This window comes from Paenibacillus sp. FSL R10-2734, assembly GCF_037963865.1.
GTDB lineage: Bacteria > Bacillota > Bacilli > Paenibacillales > Paenibacillaceae > Paenibacillus_AQ.
This window is the reverse complement of sequence record NZ_CP150170.1, coordinates 3458028-3474362: the sequence shown is the minus strand read 5'-3', so window position 1 is coordinate 3474362 and position 16335 is coordinate 3458028. Positions and strand designations below refer to the sequence as shown.

Annotated in this window: 14 protein-coding genes; 6 read left to right on the top strand and 8 right to left on the bottom strand. The window is 41.7% G+C overall.

Going from position 1 to position 16335, the window contains the following annotated elements; genetic code table 11:
* Positions 1–284: 284 nt before the first annotated feature.
* Entirely contained in the window at positions 285–992 is a 708-nt protein-coding gene (locus NSS67_RS15200; protein WP_339320296.1) for a glycosyltransferase, read from the top strand.
* The gene (locus tag NSS67_RS15195) at positions 989–1705 is read left to right on the top strand and encodes a glycosyltransferase family A protein (RefSeq protein WP_339320295.1); all 717 of its coding nucleotides are present in this window, start codon (positions 989–991) and stop codon (positions 1703–1705) included. Before NSS67_RS15200 ends, NSS67_RS15195 begins: the two co-directional genes overlap by 4 nt.
* 87 nt (positions 1706–1792) lie before the next feature.
* On the opposite strand, the gene NSS67_RS15190 is transcribed toward NSS67_RS15195, so the two are convergent.
* The 8 genes from NSS67_RS15190 to NSS67_RS15155 form a co-directional block, all read right to left on the bottom strand.
* The gene (locus NSS67_RS15190) at positions 1793–3400 is read right to left on the bottom strand and encodes an S-layer homology domain-containing protein (RefSeq protein ID WP_339320294.1); all 1608 of its coding nucleotides are present in this window, start codon (positions 3398–3400) and stop codon (positions 1793–1795) included.
* Between the two features lie 139 nt (positions 3401–3539).
* On the bottom strand, positions 3540–3815 hold the full coding sequence (locus tag NSS67_RS15185; RefSeq protein WP_339320293.1) for a hypothetical protein: 276 nt from the start codon (positions 3813–3815) through the stop codon (positions 3540–3542).
* A gap of 117 nt (positions 3816–3932) precedes the next feature.
* On the bottom strand, positions 3933–4787 hold the full coding sequence (locus NSS67_RS15180; RefSeq protein WP_339320292.1) for an AraC family transcriptional regulator: 855 nt from the start codon (positions 4785–4787) through the stop codon (positions 3933–3935).
* 294 nt (positions 4788–5081) lie between these two features.
* On the bottom strand, positions 5082–6683 hold the full coding sequence (locus NSS67_RS15175; RefSeq protein ID WP_339320291.1) for a hypothetical protein: 1602 nt from the start codon (positions 6681–6683) through the stop codon (positions 5082–5084).
* Positions 6676–7389 carry an ABC transporter ATP-binding protein gene (locus tag NSS67_RS15170; protein ID WP_339320290.1) on the bottom strand — a complete coding sequence of 238 codons (714 nt, stop codon included), beginning with the start codon at positions 7387–7389 and terminating at the stop codon, positions 6676–6678. Before NSS67_RS15170 ends, NSS67_RS15175 begins: the two co-directional genes overlap by 8 nt.
* A 177-nt stretch (positions 7390–7566) precedes the next feature.
* On the bottom strand, positions 7567–8346 hold the full coding sequence (locus NSS67_RS15165; RefSeq protein WP_339320289.1) for a sporulation protein: 780 nt from the start codon (positions 8344–8346) through the stop codon (positions 7567–7569).
* 155 nt (positions 8347–8501) lie between these two features.
* Positions 8502–10238, bottom strand: coding sequence for an ABC transporter ATP-binding protein (locus tag NSS67_RS15160; protein WP_339320288.1), 1737 nt, complete (start codon positions 10236–10238; stop codon positions 8502–8504).
* Complete coding sequence (locus NSS67_RS15155; protein WP_339320608.1) at positions 10235–11971, bottom strand: ABC transporter ATP-binding protein; 1737 nt, start codon at positions 11969–11971, stop codon at positions 10235–10237. The genes NSS67_RS15160 and NSS67_RS15155 overlap by 4 nt, the downstream gene beginning before the upstream one ends.
* A gap of 150 nt (positions 11972–12121) precedes the next feature.
* Between NSS67_RS15155 and NSS67_RS15150 the strand changes: the two genes are divergently transcribed.
* From NSS67_RS15150 to NSS67_RS15135, 4 genes are all read left to right on the top strand, one after another.
* Positions 12122–12991: a LysR family transcriptional regulator gene (locus NSS67_RS15150; RefSeq protein ID WP_339320287.1), complete on the top strand. Its 870-nt coding sequence runs from the start codon at positions 12122–12124 to the stop codon at positions 12989–12991.
* A 180-nt stretch (positions 12992–13171) separates the two neighbouring features.
* The gene (locus NSS67_RS15145) at positions 13172–13432 is read left to right on the top strand and encodes a helix-turn-helix transcriptional regulator (protein WP_339320286.1); all 261 of its coding nucleotides are present in this window, start codon (positions 13172–13174) and stop codon (positions 13430–13432) included.
* A 110-nt stretch (positions 13433–13542) separates the two neighbouring features.
* Positions 13543–15366 carry a class I mannose-6-phosphate isomerase gene (locus NSS67_RS15140; protein WP_339320285.1) on the top strand — a complete coding sequence of 608 codons (1824 nt, stop codon included), beginning with the start codon at positions 13543–13545 and terminating at the stop codon, positions 15364–15366.
* A complete protein-coding gene (locus NSS67_RS15135) occupies positions 15356–16279 on the top strand; it encodes an ROK family protein (RefSeq protein WP_339320284.1) in 924 nt (307 codons plus the stop codon). The genes NSS67_RS15140 and NSS67_RS15135 overlap by 11 nt, the downstream gene beginning before the upstream one ends.
* The last annotated feature ends 56 nt before the right edge of the window (positions 16280–16335 follow it).

Here is a 16335-nt window from a genome sequence, read left to right as displayed (position 1 = left end):
TTTTCTTCATATTTCCTCCAATCACTACTAAATATCGATAACTTCTTTAATTGTAATTCGGCAATCAGTTTATACTCTCCTGTGAGTTAGTTAAATCACCCCGTAATCGAATAATATGCAGAGGGCTTCTACGGTAATACGAGCACAGCAATAACTGTGGGTTTTCTATTCTTCAAAGAAATCCATTTTTGCATCCATGAGGTGGATATGCCGTTACTCTATCCTAACTTGGACATATCGTATTATTATACTTTTCCCAAAAAACGCATATGGGGGTTGGTTAAATGAACGGTGTTTCCATTATCACCTGTACGAATCGTCAAAATTATTTAAACAACCTACTTCAGAATTACAGCAGACAACGATATGCCCAAAAAGAGCTCATCATCGTTATCAATAATAATACAATCCCACTACTCCCCTACCAACACTTAGCTAAAAAACACAAAAATATAAAGATATTTCGCAAACCTGAACATCAAACTCTGGGTTCATGCTTAAACTTTGCCGTTACGAAATGCAAATACCCTACAATCGCCAAATTCGATGACGATGATTATTATGCCCCTCATTATTTGACAGAAAGTCTCCAGACATTAAATAGAACGAATGCTGATATTCTTGGAAAACGGGCTCATTATATGTATTTAAGTGGTTCTAAGACTTTGATTCTTCGGTTCCCACATGATGAACATCAAACGGTTACTCATCTCCCTGGCGCTACACTCGTCTTCAAACGCAGAGTATTCGAACAAGTAAAATTCCCTAATAAAAACGTGGGTGAGGATGATCTTTTTTGCAGCAGAAGTAGAAAGAAAGGTTATAAGGTTTACTCTGCGAGTAAGAATAACTTCGTCGCTATTCGTAGAAAGAACTCTTCAAAGCACACTTGGATCATCAGTGATAAAACTTTAATAGCAAACCATAAAATCATCCGCAATATTAAAAATTACAAGGCATTTGTTGGACGCAGTCCAAAGATCAAGGTATGAAAAGGGCAGCTGAATCCACCCCATCTGGTATATCTATACTAACTTGTACGAAACGAGCTGACTGTATAAATACACTGTTTGATAACTATCGACGACAAAATTTCAAGCTTAAAGAGCTTATCGTGATCATAAATAATGATAGCTTGAAGATAGATGACTATACAGCTGCTGCAAAAAAACATAAGAATGTGTGGGTTTTTAAAGTACCGGAACATCATTCCCTCGGTTATTGTTTGAATTTTGGTGTACAACTAGCGAATTATAGTTATATTGCTAAATTTGATGATGACGACTACTACGCTACCAATTACTTAACTGATAGTATGCAAATACTCCATAAGACTAAAGCAGATATCGTTGGAAAACGGGCTCACTATATGTATTTGAATGATAAGAAGTTACTTTTGCTTCGTTACCTCCGTATGGAGAATAAATATGTAACCAATGTTCAAGGTGCGACCTTACTCGTTAAACGCAAGGTGTTCGATCAAATTTCTTTTCCAGATCGGAACAGAGGTGAATGCGTTAAATTTTGTGCTGATTGCGCAGCTCATGGCTTTAAAATTTACGCAGGAAATAAGTATAACTTCGCTGCAATTCGCAGAAAAAACTCTAAAGATCACACCTGGATCGTTAGCGACAAGAAGCTTTTAGCCAAAAATGTCAAAGTTATTAAAGTGAAAAACTTCAAAAAATACGTCACTCGAATGTGATACCTGCCATTTTGGCGATATTAACCAAATAAAAAAGACTGGAAAGCAACATAGCTATGTGGCTATCAGCATCCAGTCTTTCTTTTTTTAAAAGGTATAATCATAAAATTCCTCTGCATTTCTAAGGCTAGGCCATATATCTGAGCTTTCCCCACCTATATACCAATAAGCAACCCCAGCTAGATTGTTCTTAACGGTCAAGTCATATTTAGCTATTAATGAACGCCCATCTTCAATCCAGATCGTATGCTTTATAGACTGCTTCCAATAGTTAGCAACATATTGTCCTAAAGATTCATTCCATACGGGCTTCGTTGCGTAGTTACTAATAATCTGATTTTGCTCCGAGAGCGAGATATACTTTGAAGATGAAACCGTACTATTCGGGTTCAACGTCCAATCACGATTATATAAAGGCAGTGCCAATATAACCTTCTGGCTAGGTACGACTTTTAGTACTGTACTCACAGCATGTTGATCATAAGGAATCGAAGCATTAGGCCCCGGAAGCTTACTTCCATCATAATGCTCATCATAACCCATCATCACCAAATAATTCACTTGCTTCCCTAGTGCAGCGTAGTCAAAAGCTTCCGTCCAATCCGTTCCTAGATCGGGAGATACGTCTATCGACAGCGTAGCGTTAAGGGCATGCATTTTCGCAGCTAATAGTGTAATGAACGAGGTCAAATACTCACGGTCATTAGGCGCTACATTTTCAAAATCAATATTTAGTCCATTTAATCCATACTTGCTCACTACAGCTGCTAGTTGATTTACTGCTGTATTCCTTGTGGTTGTACTCGACAACATTTGATGAGTCGCTTCTTGATCCGAACGATTGCCAACCATCGCCCATATTTTTTTGTTATTTTTCTTTGCCCATGTTATAAGAGAGGCGTCCGTCGAATCTGTTACTGCACCTTTTGCTCCTACATAGTACCACCGTGGCGATAACGTGTTGACGTTGGATTTCAGAACAGTGTTCTCGTATTGTGCCCTCGTTTGACCATATTGCCAGCCTATAACGATGTGATTCTCCGGCTCGTCTTCAAGCTCTGCTGCCCAGCCATCATGCTGCAGCACCCGGTCAATGAGGACCGCTGTTTCCTGTCTAGTTATAGGATCGGATGGGCGAAAATTTTTACTATTATCCCCCTTCATTAAACCTAGATCATTTACAGTAGCAACAGCTGATCTTGCCCAACTAGCAATTTCATTTCGATCATTGAACGAGGTTAGAGCGGCAATATGGCTAGTTTGCTTTAAAGCCTTAGTCATCCAGATGGCCGCTTCCTGCCTAGTAACAGCTTTTGCTGGGGCAAAGGTAGTTGCCGACGTGCCGTTAGCCAGTTCAAGCTGAACAGCCGCCTGTATCCAGCCGTAGTACCAAGCACTCTTAGCTACGTCGGTATATGGAGAGACTGGACTAACTGCCGGATCAAGCTTTAGCAGACGGTCAAGTACCGTAATGAATTCCGCTCTAGTAATCGATTGAGTAGGTGAAAAGCTTGTCGACGTTGTGCCAGTTAATATGTTCCTGTGATATAAATCTATGATTTCTTTTTTAGCATAACTAGTCTTTATATCCTTAAAAGGCGCCTCGTCATCGGCCGATATATGCTGAATAAATATTCCAGCTACAAGCACTATAACGATTATTATGACTGCAAACCTACCAAATCTATTGTTCACGAGATGATCCTCCTCGGATATAATCTTCGAATTATACCAAGGATAGAATCAATAAACATTGCCAAAATATTGGTAGAATGATATAAGATTAACTTTCTGAAGCCCATTCATATTCGAAATTATCAGTTACAACGTTTCTTTACTGTGCGTTAATCTCATGCTCTAAAAAAGATTTAATGTATTGATTGCTTTCCTCACTTAAAGTTGGCATAAATGCCATATAGCGACATTTTTGATAATGCTCATTATCCATAAAAAAATCATATCCCATAACACACTTGGGGTTGCAATCATTTGAATTTATTAACCGCTTACACACGGACGATTTTTTTATCTCCTTTTTTATCTCATTGGGTAAAGCACACAAAAATTCGGTATATTGGCTGATATGTTCGGGGTAAATGCGCAGTTTCATTCCGCTTTTCCTTGACACAAATGTTGCTATTGTTCTTTTATTTTTTTGTAACTCATTCGATCCCTCCTTTTCTTATCAAGAATAACAGGGTACCTTACTACAGGTCGTGTTTATCATTCATTTCACTTTCTTTACCGGTATCCATACTTCAAATTTCGCATTCTGCGGGTCAGGACTTATATAAACTTCAATATCTGGTCCGTTATCATATTCATATCCGGAAGTGGGAAGCCATTCGGTCACAATTCGTTTTTCTAACTCCTGTATAGCTTGCGGAGCCTTGCCTTCTCCGGGGAATATCGCCCATGTAAAAGACGGGACAATATATTCTTCCAGTGTGTTATCTATCGTCTTTGTACTGGCAACAGCGATGAAGTGCCGCCAATCCTCAAAATCATTGCAAAGACTTACCCCTAACACCCCCATAGGTGAGCTGTCCATCATGGATACTAATTTTTCGATAGTTCCATTCATAGCGGCCTTTTCCCACATTTGCGGCACGATTTCAAAATTCTTCTCGATCTCTTTATGAAGCGGTTCTGCTACTCCAACAATGCGAAAGGATTCTTTCTGTTCAATTCGATAATTCATTTCATCCACTCCTTTAATTGTAATTTTGAAGCTGATAGGCGGAAATGCCCTTAATGAAACGCCTTCATCTTTTACAACGGATGGGGCAACGCCATGTATACTTTGAAACGCCCGATTGAATGCAGTCGGGGAAGTATAACCATATTTAAGAGCTACATCGATGATTTTTTTCTTACCATCCTGCAAATCGACGGCTGCCAATGATATACGTCTGCGGCGAATATATTCGGAAAGAGGAACATTTACCATATACGCAAACATTCTTTGAAAATGATAAGTCGAGCAACACGCTACTTTTGCAACTTGTTCGTAATCAATCTCCTCCGTGATGTGTTCTTCTATGTAGTTAATAGCCTTATTTAGCCTTTCAATCCATTCCATAAAATCAGCTCCTTAAAATAAGTATATTTTTTGCGGAATAGTTTGTCCTCTCTTTTCATGCACAAATCTGCGAGTTGTGGGGCAGATTTAGATTAATATCTGCTACCTCCACTTTACCAAAACGGGCGATTTTTTGTTTTTTTAGATTGAAGAGACTATTTCCTCCTAAACAGTGGAGAGAACGGACTGATTGTGGAAAAGCGGAGCGTGTTACTCAGCGGCGACGTTAATTCTAGTTAAAAACAAAGCTGTCCCAAGTAGCCATCTCTATGGCTTTTGGGACAGCTTAGCTATTTATAGAGCCCGAAACAAAAGCTCCCCTTTGGATTGAATATATCGATAAATCGCACTACACACCACTAATATCAACACTCCAATACCTAACAATACGAGATTACCATTTAGATCGGCTAGAAGTAGACTCAAACCAAATGGAATTAATAAGCTTATAAAGCCTAACAATATCGTCACTAAAACAGATGCGCTTTGCTTGACTACCGTTACTTCATTTGTCCACTCTAGTTTAGGCAGTTTTAAGTTAACGATCACACCTATCATGGCTGTAAGACAAGCATATAGGACGGGAATAACCAGTAATAGCAAGCTTTCCATCCATCCCGTACCTAGGGAAATCATGAGGAGCACACTGCTGACAACCACAATCGGGACAGTAATCGTAAGATTCACTGCTATTTTACTTAACAATATCGTTAATGTCGGCACAGGTGCGCTTTTTAAAATCCAAATATTATTACCTTCAAGCGAAATAGAACTTGATGTCGTACAGCTTATAGCTACAAAAAAGGAAACAAACAGTGGAGCCAGTCGATTCAGATAATTTGAAAGCTCTGGGATCTCAACAAGTTGTCCTAGTTGCTCTGCACTAACGAACAGCAAGGCGACCGCCATCACAAGTAACATCACCATACCAATACTCGTGTTAAGCACATATAAAGAAGAACTGAAATAGCGACGCAGCTCTTTTTTATACAATGTGTACAGTGGTGATGATACTTCAAGCGACTTCATTTGATACTTATTGCTGGAAAAAGAGGTCGTTAGACCTGTGTGTATCGCTTTATATTTGCTGCCTAATACCACGGTAAACAGCATAAAAGAAATCAGCGAAAGCCCAATAAACAGTATTAAGGCGTCCAGCTGATACGAGCAAACCGCATTTACATACATAAGCGTCAAAGGATATAAGCTGTATATCTGATCAGCAATTTGTGTGCTCAAATCCACAAGTAATTGTGGATTATTTCCATTTATTTGACCTGATCCAACAATCATACCGATAATCACAACAAATGTTAGGATGAGGGTTATTATGCGACTTCCTTTAAATCGTGAGGAAATCCAGCTGATCAATGCCCCTATAATCGTTGCAGCAATGATCGGTACTAACGGAATAAATAACAGAGTAAACATGAAATACAAATAATATAATACACCGGGATTCACCTTTATAGCATATACAACGCCTGCAGGTACCATCACCATCAAAGAGAAGAATAGGTTTAACACATAGAGCTGAGCCACTCGGCTTGCTACTATATGGCTCGTTTTGATAGGCAAAGACATAATGAGATCGTAATCTTTGGAGCCAAATAATACACCACTCGCCTTATAGATCGTTGTAAAAAAACCAATTAGGCTAGTAACAGCCATCATAATCGCAAGCAGCAGCTCTGGCCGGCCGATCTGTTCAAGGGTCATCGCGATCATGAAGCTATATCCAAATGAAGCCACTGCCATCACAACAATACCAATTAGAATACCGATGCGAAGCAAAAGCATTTTGCGTTTTTCTTTAACATCACGCGTATGCAAAGCTTTGTTTAATCCAAAGGATGAGATCAGCTGTATCTTAGTTAATCTCCATATATTAATCATGCTTAATCAACTCCAAGAATACATCTTCAAGACTGCTATCTCCCTTTACCTCTTCTGTCTTGCCGTGGGTGACCAGCTCTCCCGCTTTAATAATGGCAATCTTATTGCAGAGCTTTTCGGCCACATCCAGTACATGCGTCGAAAAAAAGATCGCACTGCCCTGACTGCAAATCTCCGTCATGATTCTTTTAAGCGTGTGTGCGGCTTTTGGATCAAGTCCAACAAAGGGTTCATCCAGAACTAACAACTTAGGTTGGTGGATAAGCGCAGAGATGATAGCGAGCTTCTGCTTCATACCATGCGAATACGAGGAGATCAAATCCCCCAAATGCGATGTAATCTCAAATTCATCACCGTATTTCTTAATTAATAACTCCCGATCCGCTTTCGATACACTAAAGAGGTCACCAATAAAATTCAAATACTGGATACCCGTAAGATGATCATACAGATCCGGATTATCCGGAATATACGCAGTAATCGCTTTGCAGGCTAAAGGATCTTTTTTTATGGAGAACCCACCTATTTCAATATCCCCCTCCTCAAAGTCAAGAACACCTACAACTGCCCGGATAGTCGTTGTTTTCCCTGCGCCGTTATGACCAATGAAGCCATAAATATCGCCCTTCTCAACTACTAAATTCAAATCATTCACTGCTTTCTTACCGCCCTTATAGCTCTTGGTAAAATGTTTTATAGTCAACATCTTGGTACTCCCTTTCCGTTCTTCATAATAGAAGCTTGTGGTTTTCCGTGAAAGTTTACCTATAATACGCTTAACCTGTCCATAACGTTCATTTTCTCAAATAAATAATTTTCTCTTATAAAAAAACAAAAAAAAGAGGGGTGAGTCCCTCTTTTACAGTAATGTAACTCTATTCGTTTATACGTACTTACGAATCGTTTCGAGTAGTTGATCTGCAACATAGCCAGCTCCGTCAGCAAGCTGATTGTGATCGAATCGTATTTTCATAAAACTCTCATCTGTATCAAGCGCATCGGCGAACAAACCAGCTAAACCACGTGCCTTGCGATCGATCTGCAAAAGCAATTCAATGCCATCCTCATCTGGAAAGAAAACGATTTCTAATTCGTCTAGTTGATTTCGGAACTGTGAGGGAGGAACAAATTCAAATTCTTGAACGAAATCTAAGCCATTGATCCTGCCATAACGAGGTGCATATTCACAAGTCACTTCACGAATACGGAACCCAAGCTGATTCATCGCATCCAGAATAATAGCGGAATATGGATGAGGGCCTACTTGAAGATAATCCTGATCCTTTGGATCAATTGCCTCTTTAATATCAAGTCCGGTTTGAATCCAAACCGGCGATCTACCTAAGGTCACTGGCGTTATCGCCGGAAGCTGGAATGAGACGGGAAATTCATAGACCTGCTCCGCCACTACTTTAAATTTACTTGCTAACAGGAATTTGGATACCGTCGCTTCCACTTCCATCTTCTTATCGTTCAGCTCTTTCAAGTAACGCGTCTTAACGAATGCGTAGACGTCATCGACCTGCTGATCCACTCGGCCACCTTGAATTCGGACGACACCACTGATCGTATCACCTGCGTTCACGAAATCTTGATGGAGCATGAGATCTACCTTAGCCGCTCCAATTCCGGCACTCGCGAGCATTCGTTTAAACATTGACATTGTAATGAATTCCCTCCCTAATATTTGCATATTTAAGGATACGAAGGGAACCACCTAAGGTTTCATTTTCGGGACAGTAAATGCCATGACAACTAAAAAAGAAGCACTCGCCCCTAATACTAGGTTTGAATACTTCTTATTTTATAATCCTAGGTCTACGCTGTCGCAAACTGACTATTATATAATCTGGCGTAATATCCACCGCCGGCTAGTAGCCCCTCATGGGTACCACTCTCCACAATATCTCCATCCTTCATGAAAAGAATGAGATCCGACTCTCGAATCGTTGACAATCGATGGGCAATCACAAAGCTGGTTCGACCAGCGATCATAGTCAGAAAAGCTTTCTGAATCCGCACTTCAGTTAACGTATCAATACTACTAGTAGCTTCATCTAAGATAAGCATCGGCGGATCTACGAGCATTACTCGTGCTATTGTAAGCAGCTGCTTCTGTCCTTGTGATAGGTTATCCCCTGAGCCACTGATCTTCGTGTCATACCCCTCAGGCAGGCGTTTAATAAAGCCATGGGCATTCGCAGCTTTAGCGGCGGCGATGACCTCTTCCTCTGTAGCCTCAGGTTTACCGTAAGCGATATTTTCCCTGATCGTGCCTCCAAAAAGCCAAGTATCCTGCAGCACCATCCCAAAATTACGTCGTAGACTGTCACGGGTAATCAACTTGATATCCACACCATCAATCTTGATTGAACCTTGGTCCACATCATAGAAACGCATGAGCAGATTTACCAGCGTCGTCTTACCGGCACCAGTCTGTCCTACAATCGCGACTCGGGTACCTGGTTTCACTTCTAGACTGAAATCGTTAATCAAAGGACGTTCTGGACTATAAGCAAAGGATACCTTTTCAAACGTGATGGTACCTTGGCTTGTATGCATAACCTTCGCGTCTGTATTATCGGGTTGTTCTGGCGTTAGATCAAGAATGGCGAAGATCCGCTGCGCAGAGGCAGTTGCCGATTGAAGCTGTGTAATCACACCTGTAATTTCATTAAACGGCTTAGCGAACAAGTTGGAAAAGATCAAGAAACTGGACAGATCCCCTACCGTAAAATGACCCCGAATTACCATAATACTTCCGATCATTGCAATAACAGAGAATGTAACATTATTGACCAGACGTGTTGTCGGATTGGACAAGGAACCGTAAAATTGTGACTTCACCCCAGTCTGATACAACGTCTCGTTACGTTCTTCAAACTGAGACATTGCACGTTCTTCATAATGATAAGCGGTGACCACTTTTTGTCCGCCGATCATCTCCTCCACATATCCGTTGAGACCACCCAGAATCTTGGCTTGCTCTTTAAACATCTTCTGAGAGCGCATCGTAATAAATCTTGCCACAAAAAATGTAGCAGGTGCTGACAGGAGAACTACCAAGGTCATCAGAGGACTAATGTACAGCATTAGCACAATTGCCCCAACAATGGTGATTATCCCCGTAAGGAGTGTGGAGAAGCCCTGCAGCAGACCGTCAGAGACCGCATCCATGTCATTCACAAACCGGCTGATGCTGTCCCCTTGCGGGTGATTGTCGTGAAATTTTAACGGTAGAACATTTAATTTATCAAAAAGCTCCCGACGTAAGTCATAAACAGTCCGGTATGCAATTCGATTCGTTAAATAAGTAAGGAGCCATCCAAAAAAGCTGCCGACGATATACACTACTGCCAGAATTAAAAGCAGTCTAAGAACAGCGTTAAAATCTACCTGTCCCGGTCCTATCATAAAATCGACAGCTCTACCGATGAGCAGCGGCCCGATCAGACTCGCAATCACACTTAGAAAAACGCATATAACCGCACCTATAGCTATTTTTCTATAATGTCCTGTGTATACAAATAGTCTTTTCCAAATATTGTTGTTCATTGGCCCGACTCCTCACTAGATAGCTGGGACAGGCAAATTTCTTTATACTCTACACAACCACGCATCAGCTCCTCATGGGTTCCGACACCGGCGATCCGCCCATCCTCAAATACCATAATTTTATCCGCTTGCCTTACAGTGCTAACCCTCTGCGAGACGACGAGTACAGTCATTTCCTGGCTGCTCTCTTTGAGTGCCTTGCGTAGTGCCGCATCAGTAGCGAAATCCAGCGCACTTGAGGAGTCATCCAGAATTAGTATTGAAGGCTTACCTACCACTGCACGAGCAATGGTCAAGCGTTGCTTTTGTCCCCCGGATAAATTCAGTCCACCACGAGATACCTGCGTATTTAAGCCCTCGGGTAATTTACGTATGAACTCTTCCGCCTGCGCAACTGAGGCTGCCTGCATGATTTCTTCCTCGGTTGCATCTTCCTTGCCCCAACGAATATTTTCAGCGATTGTTCCTGTAAACAACACTGCCTTTTGCGGCACAATCCCTATTTTCTCGCGAAGCTGATGCAGCTTATAATCTCTGACATTCACTCCATCCACCTTAACTTCACCTAGAAGCGCATCATAAAAACGTGGAATCAGATTTACAAAAGTAGATTTACCAGAACCCGTACTGCCAATCAGCCCCACAGTCTCTCCGCGGTTAATGACTACCGATATATTCTCTAATGCTGATTCGCCTGTCGTATTATATCCAAACGATACATGATCGAATGATATGACAGGAACAGTATGATCGGGTTCAGCAATCACAGCATTTCCTTCCTCGGACACGGATACCTGCACACTCAGCACTTCATTCACACGATTGGCAGAAGATGATGCTTTTGTAAAAATAATGACCAAGTTGGAGACCACTATAAGTGCAAGCAAAATTTGAGTGATGTAATTGATGAAGGCAATGATCTCCCCCTGAGACAATCGACCACCATCGATATGAATTCCGCCTACCCATAAAATAGCTATGATCGCGGCGTTGACTACAAGTGTCGTCATAGGCCCAAGCAAAGCGGATATCCGCGAGACCCGGATCGCTGTTAACGTCAAATCATCAGATGAGACATCAAAGCGTTCTTTTTCCGTACGTCTTTTGGCAAAGGCACGAATAACGCGAATCCCCGACAAATTCTCACTAAGCACGAGCGCAAGTGCATCCAGCTTCTGTTGATACAATCGGTACAGAGGCGCACTACGAGTAATAATAAAATATAAAATAATCCCAAAAATCGGCGTTGCTGCTATTAGAATTAGCGATAACCTGAAATCCAAGATCATGGACATTAAGATAGCTCCGATGCAGATAAACGGCGCACGAACAACCAAACGAATCAGCATGGCAACTGCAATCTGCAGCTGATTTACGTCATTAGTAATCCGATTAATCAGCGTAGGCGTACCAAAAGTGTCCAGCTCTGCGAACGATAAGGATGTAATATGTTGGAACATCTTATTACGAAGTGTCGTTCCAAACCCCTGAGATGCTCGGGCCGCATAGTATTGGCATACCATGGAGCAACCGAAGCCAAGGAGTGACATCAGCACCATAAGGCCACCCATGCGGTAAACATAAGCACTGTCATGATTTCCAACACCGTTGTTGATGATTAACGCAACAATGGTAGGTAGAATCAGCTCCAGTATCGCTTCCATTAGTTTAAAGATCGGACCGATAATTGCTTCTTTTTTGTATGGTTTTAAATAAACTGCAATTTTGAACAACGTCATCCACACCCAACATAAGAAATATTTAACCACTTGAAATATGTATAAGAACAGTTATGATTATGGCATATGTACTCGCATATTAATAATATTGGATTCGTATCGCTCCCATACGATTAACATATCTCAATTTCGGAGGATTATTTAATGGATATTAGACAGCTTAAATATTTTATGGCCATTGCTGAGGAAGGACAGATCACTTCTGCAGCTCGAAAGCTGCAAATGGCTCAGCCTCCGCTCAGCCAGCAGCTGAAGCTACTAGAAGAAGAGCTTGGCGTAAAGCTAGTAGAACGAGGTCCGCGCAGTGTGCAGCTTACCGAAGCTGGAGCCATTCTACGCGACAGAGCACAGCAAATTCTGGAGCTGGCAGACTCCACCGCCCGTGAACTCAATGATTATGTCAAAGGCTTAAAAGGCACTCTCGCCATTGGCACCGTTTCTTCCTCCGGAGCTACCCTGCTCCAAGATCGACTATGTGAGTTCCACAAAACATATCAAGGTGTTAAGTTTGAGATTCATGAAGGGAATACCTTCAGAATCATCGACCTATTGAACAAGGGAATTGTTGAAGTCGGTATCGTCCGTACTCCCTTTAACGCAACAAATTTAGAATGCCTTTACACTCAAGCTGAGCCAATGATTGCCGTAATGACACCAGACTATGATTGGAATACGGATGAAACCTTTGTTGAAATCGGTGAGTTAAAAGATAAACCACTAATAATCTACCGCCGATTCGAACAGCTCATCCGAGAGACATGTCTTGAGAATGGCTTTGATCCACTAATCTTTTGTATGAACGATGATGCAAGAACAACTTTGCTCTGGGCTAATGCTGGCCTTGGCATCGGAATCATCCCCAAATCTGCTTTCGAATTAACTAGTAATAGTAATTTGATCTATAAAGAAATCAGTAGTGAGTCACTGCGCACTCGGGTGGCCGCTGTCTGGATTAAGGATAAATACCTGTCATCACTAGCCTCCAAGTTTATTGAGAGCTTTAGGAATGGTTAATCAACAGGCATGTTACTATATATCCCTATCATTATTTTACTCATTCCTTCAAATATTCACGAAAGAATCTAGCGTGAGTACGGAAGAAGAGAATGAACAGCTACGACATTTAAATCGTGCTAAGCGCTATGTTGAAGATAATATGATGTCACCGATCCGATCGATCAAATTGCACTTGAGATGAATCTATCCACTCGTCACTTGTCCCGGATCTTTCAAGCGCAGCTCGGACAGACTGTTATTCATTATATTCAGGAACGACGTGTTCAACTAGCCAAAGACTTACTCCTGCATAGTATTTATACAATTAAAGACATTGTTAATCGTACTGGATTCGATACAGTGCATTACTTTACACGTGTATTCACCAAATTATTAGGCGTATCCCCTGCGGAGTTCCGTAAATCCCAATTCAGTAATGGACGGGAAAAGGTAGATTAATTTATTGTGCATGTCCGATTTGTGCAAAAATGAGGGGGCTTTTTCTAAAGAAATCCCATGGATTAATCCTTACAATGAATATAATTCATATGTATAGGAGTGACCCATTCATGTTCGAGAAACGTCCTACAAATCCCGTTCGCTTCCATTCATATTTTGACCCAGGTACCGCTGCTCCATTCACGCAACCAGGTATTCAAATAGGGTACGAAGCGATTATTCCCCCTCTTCTTCAATACGTAAATCACAATCCTCAAGCTATCATTCGTGTTGCGTTAGACGGTGCGCACGGTGCTCATTTTGCAGATCTTGTGGATAGACTACAGCAAGAACTTGAACAGCATGATCACCAGGTGGTGATCATCCCTACCCGTCAATATTTGAAATCCGATGCAGAATTACGAACCTTCTTTGATCGAAATATTACCGATAATCGTGCGTTTGGATATTTTACCGATGCAACCATCACCGATTATTTCTCCCCTGATGCTCAAGATCAGGCCTCACAATACGTGGATCAAATCACAATCGCTGAAGATCGTACAACCGTCATTCTAACCTACGGGCCTGGTGCATTCTGGCTTGGTAATCATGCCTATGATGTCAGCTATTTTCTTGATGTATCTCGTGAATATCAACAAGCTGAGCATAAATCTCATCTGTTGAACTTCGGACTCGCTTCTAATTTGGATGAGGTCGAGAAATATAAGATTTGTCTGTTCGTTGAATGGCCGATTCTAGAAACCTACCGGAAGCAAGTACTAGACTCCATCCATTTTTATATCGATATGAATAACCACGACGAACCGAAGCTAACAACAACTTGGACGCTTCGACTTATAATCGCTGACATTGCTCAAGCGCCTATGCGCGTGAAGCCTTTCTTCGCTCCCGGAATGTGGGGTGGACAGTTACTCAAGAAGCTAGCAGATCTACCACAGGACTGGGTGAACTGTGCCTGGAGCTTCGAACCGATCGCACCTGAGAACTCTATCATTCTGGAATATCAAGGTGAGCACATCGAAATCCCTTTCCTTACTGTGATGCATTATGAGCATCTCGCCATTCTCGGCGAACGCAACGTTCAATTATTCGGAGATTACTTCCCGATTCGCTTCGACTACTTGGATACGATCGAGGGTGGCAATTTATCTTGCCAAGTCCATCCTAAGCAATCGTATATTCGAAGTGAATTTAATGAATTTATGGAGCAACAAGAATCCTATTACATCATGGAGAAGCAAGGAACATCCCATGTCTATCTGGGATTAACGGATACTTGCACCGAAGAAAATTTCTATCAAGCGGTGAAGACAGCGCAGGAAACGGCTATTCCAATCCCATTAACAGACTATGTAAATGAGTTTGAAGCTGAAAAAGGCGACCTATTCCTCATTCCAACAGGTACGGTGCATGCATCAGGAAAAAATAATCTTGTACTCGAGATTTCGTCAACAACATGGTGGTTTACGTTTAAAATCTATGATTTCTTGCGTAAAGGAATGGATGGTAAACCTCGTCCGATTAATATTGATCACGCCTTTCCGAATATCGATTTCTATAAGAAAACATCATGGGTGCAGGAGAATTTAATCGCTAAGCCCGTCCTATTACAATCCCAAGGTCGCAACGAAATGGTGGAGCTCGGTCAACGGGAGGATCTACTTTTCTATGTACACCGATTACATTTAACCGATATATGGGAAGATCATACGGATCACGAAATGGTCATGTTCAATCTCGTAGAAGGCGAAAAGGTTCGTATTGTATCTTGTGACAATGAATCCGTCTCAGTCGAATTTCGGTATGCGGAGTCCTATATCCTGCCTGCTGCATTCGGTGCCTATCGAGTTGAGAATTTAGGTAGCCAGCCTTGTACGCTCATTAAATCCGGGGTATCCAAAGCTTGGGATGTGAGCTTCCTTGGAGACTAAATTCGTTATCGCACTCGATGTTGGCGGTACCTTTATCAAGTCCAGTCTCGTCATGAACGGCTGCTCCATTCAGGCTTCTCAATTCCAAGTCCCTTCACTTGCAGCTGAAGATGCCAGCACTACGCTCCAGCAATTCATGACGATCATGCAATACCAATATATGTTTGGTACAACTTTGTTGAACGATCTTTCTGCTGCAGAGTGGCACATCGGAATTGCATTTCCCGGGCCATTTGATTATGAGCAAGGAATCTCCTATATTCAAGGCTTATGCAAGTTTGAATCGCTTTACGGCATGAATCTCAAGAAGGTTTTTCGTAGCTTGTTGGAAGCAAATAATGATAAGTCATGGGCAGCAGCACTCGTTCATGCACCTATTCGTTTCGAGAATGATGCTAAGCTTTTCGCGCTAGGGGTTAGTACATTATTTCCACAAGAACGTTTTATCTCTTTAACACTTGGTACAGGGCTGGGGTCCGCTTTCATTGATCAAGGAAAAATTCGAATTGAGGGTGAGGGAGTTCCTCGTAATGGAGAGCTCTATGATAAGCCTTATCGCCATACAATGATCGATGAAGTGTTCTCCCGTCGTGGTATTCTACATGCCGCACAGGAACGTGGATTATTAATAGAAGGCATGGAAGTGAAAGAGCTCGCTGATCTGGCAAGACAGGGAAATCTCGCCTATCAACAAGTATTCGAACAATTTGGTTCATGTCTAGCTGAGATGCTTGATCCCTATATCGTGGGCTTTGGAGCACAGCGACTCGTGCTTGGCGGACAAATCGCGAAAAGTTTTGATGTATTTGGACCTGCGCTCGAACAGGGACTACTACCACATCATCTATCTATATATACATCTGAACATGTTATAGAGAATACGTTCAAAGGTATTGATCAATTATTCTCATAAAAGACAGAAGGTCGGCTACCCATTATTTGAGTAGCCGACCTTTCACACCTCCATAC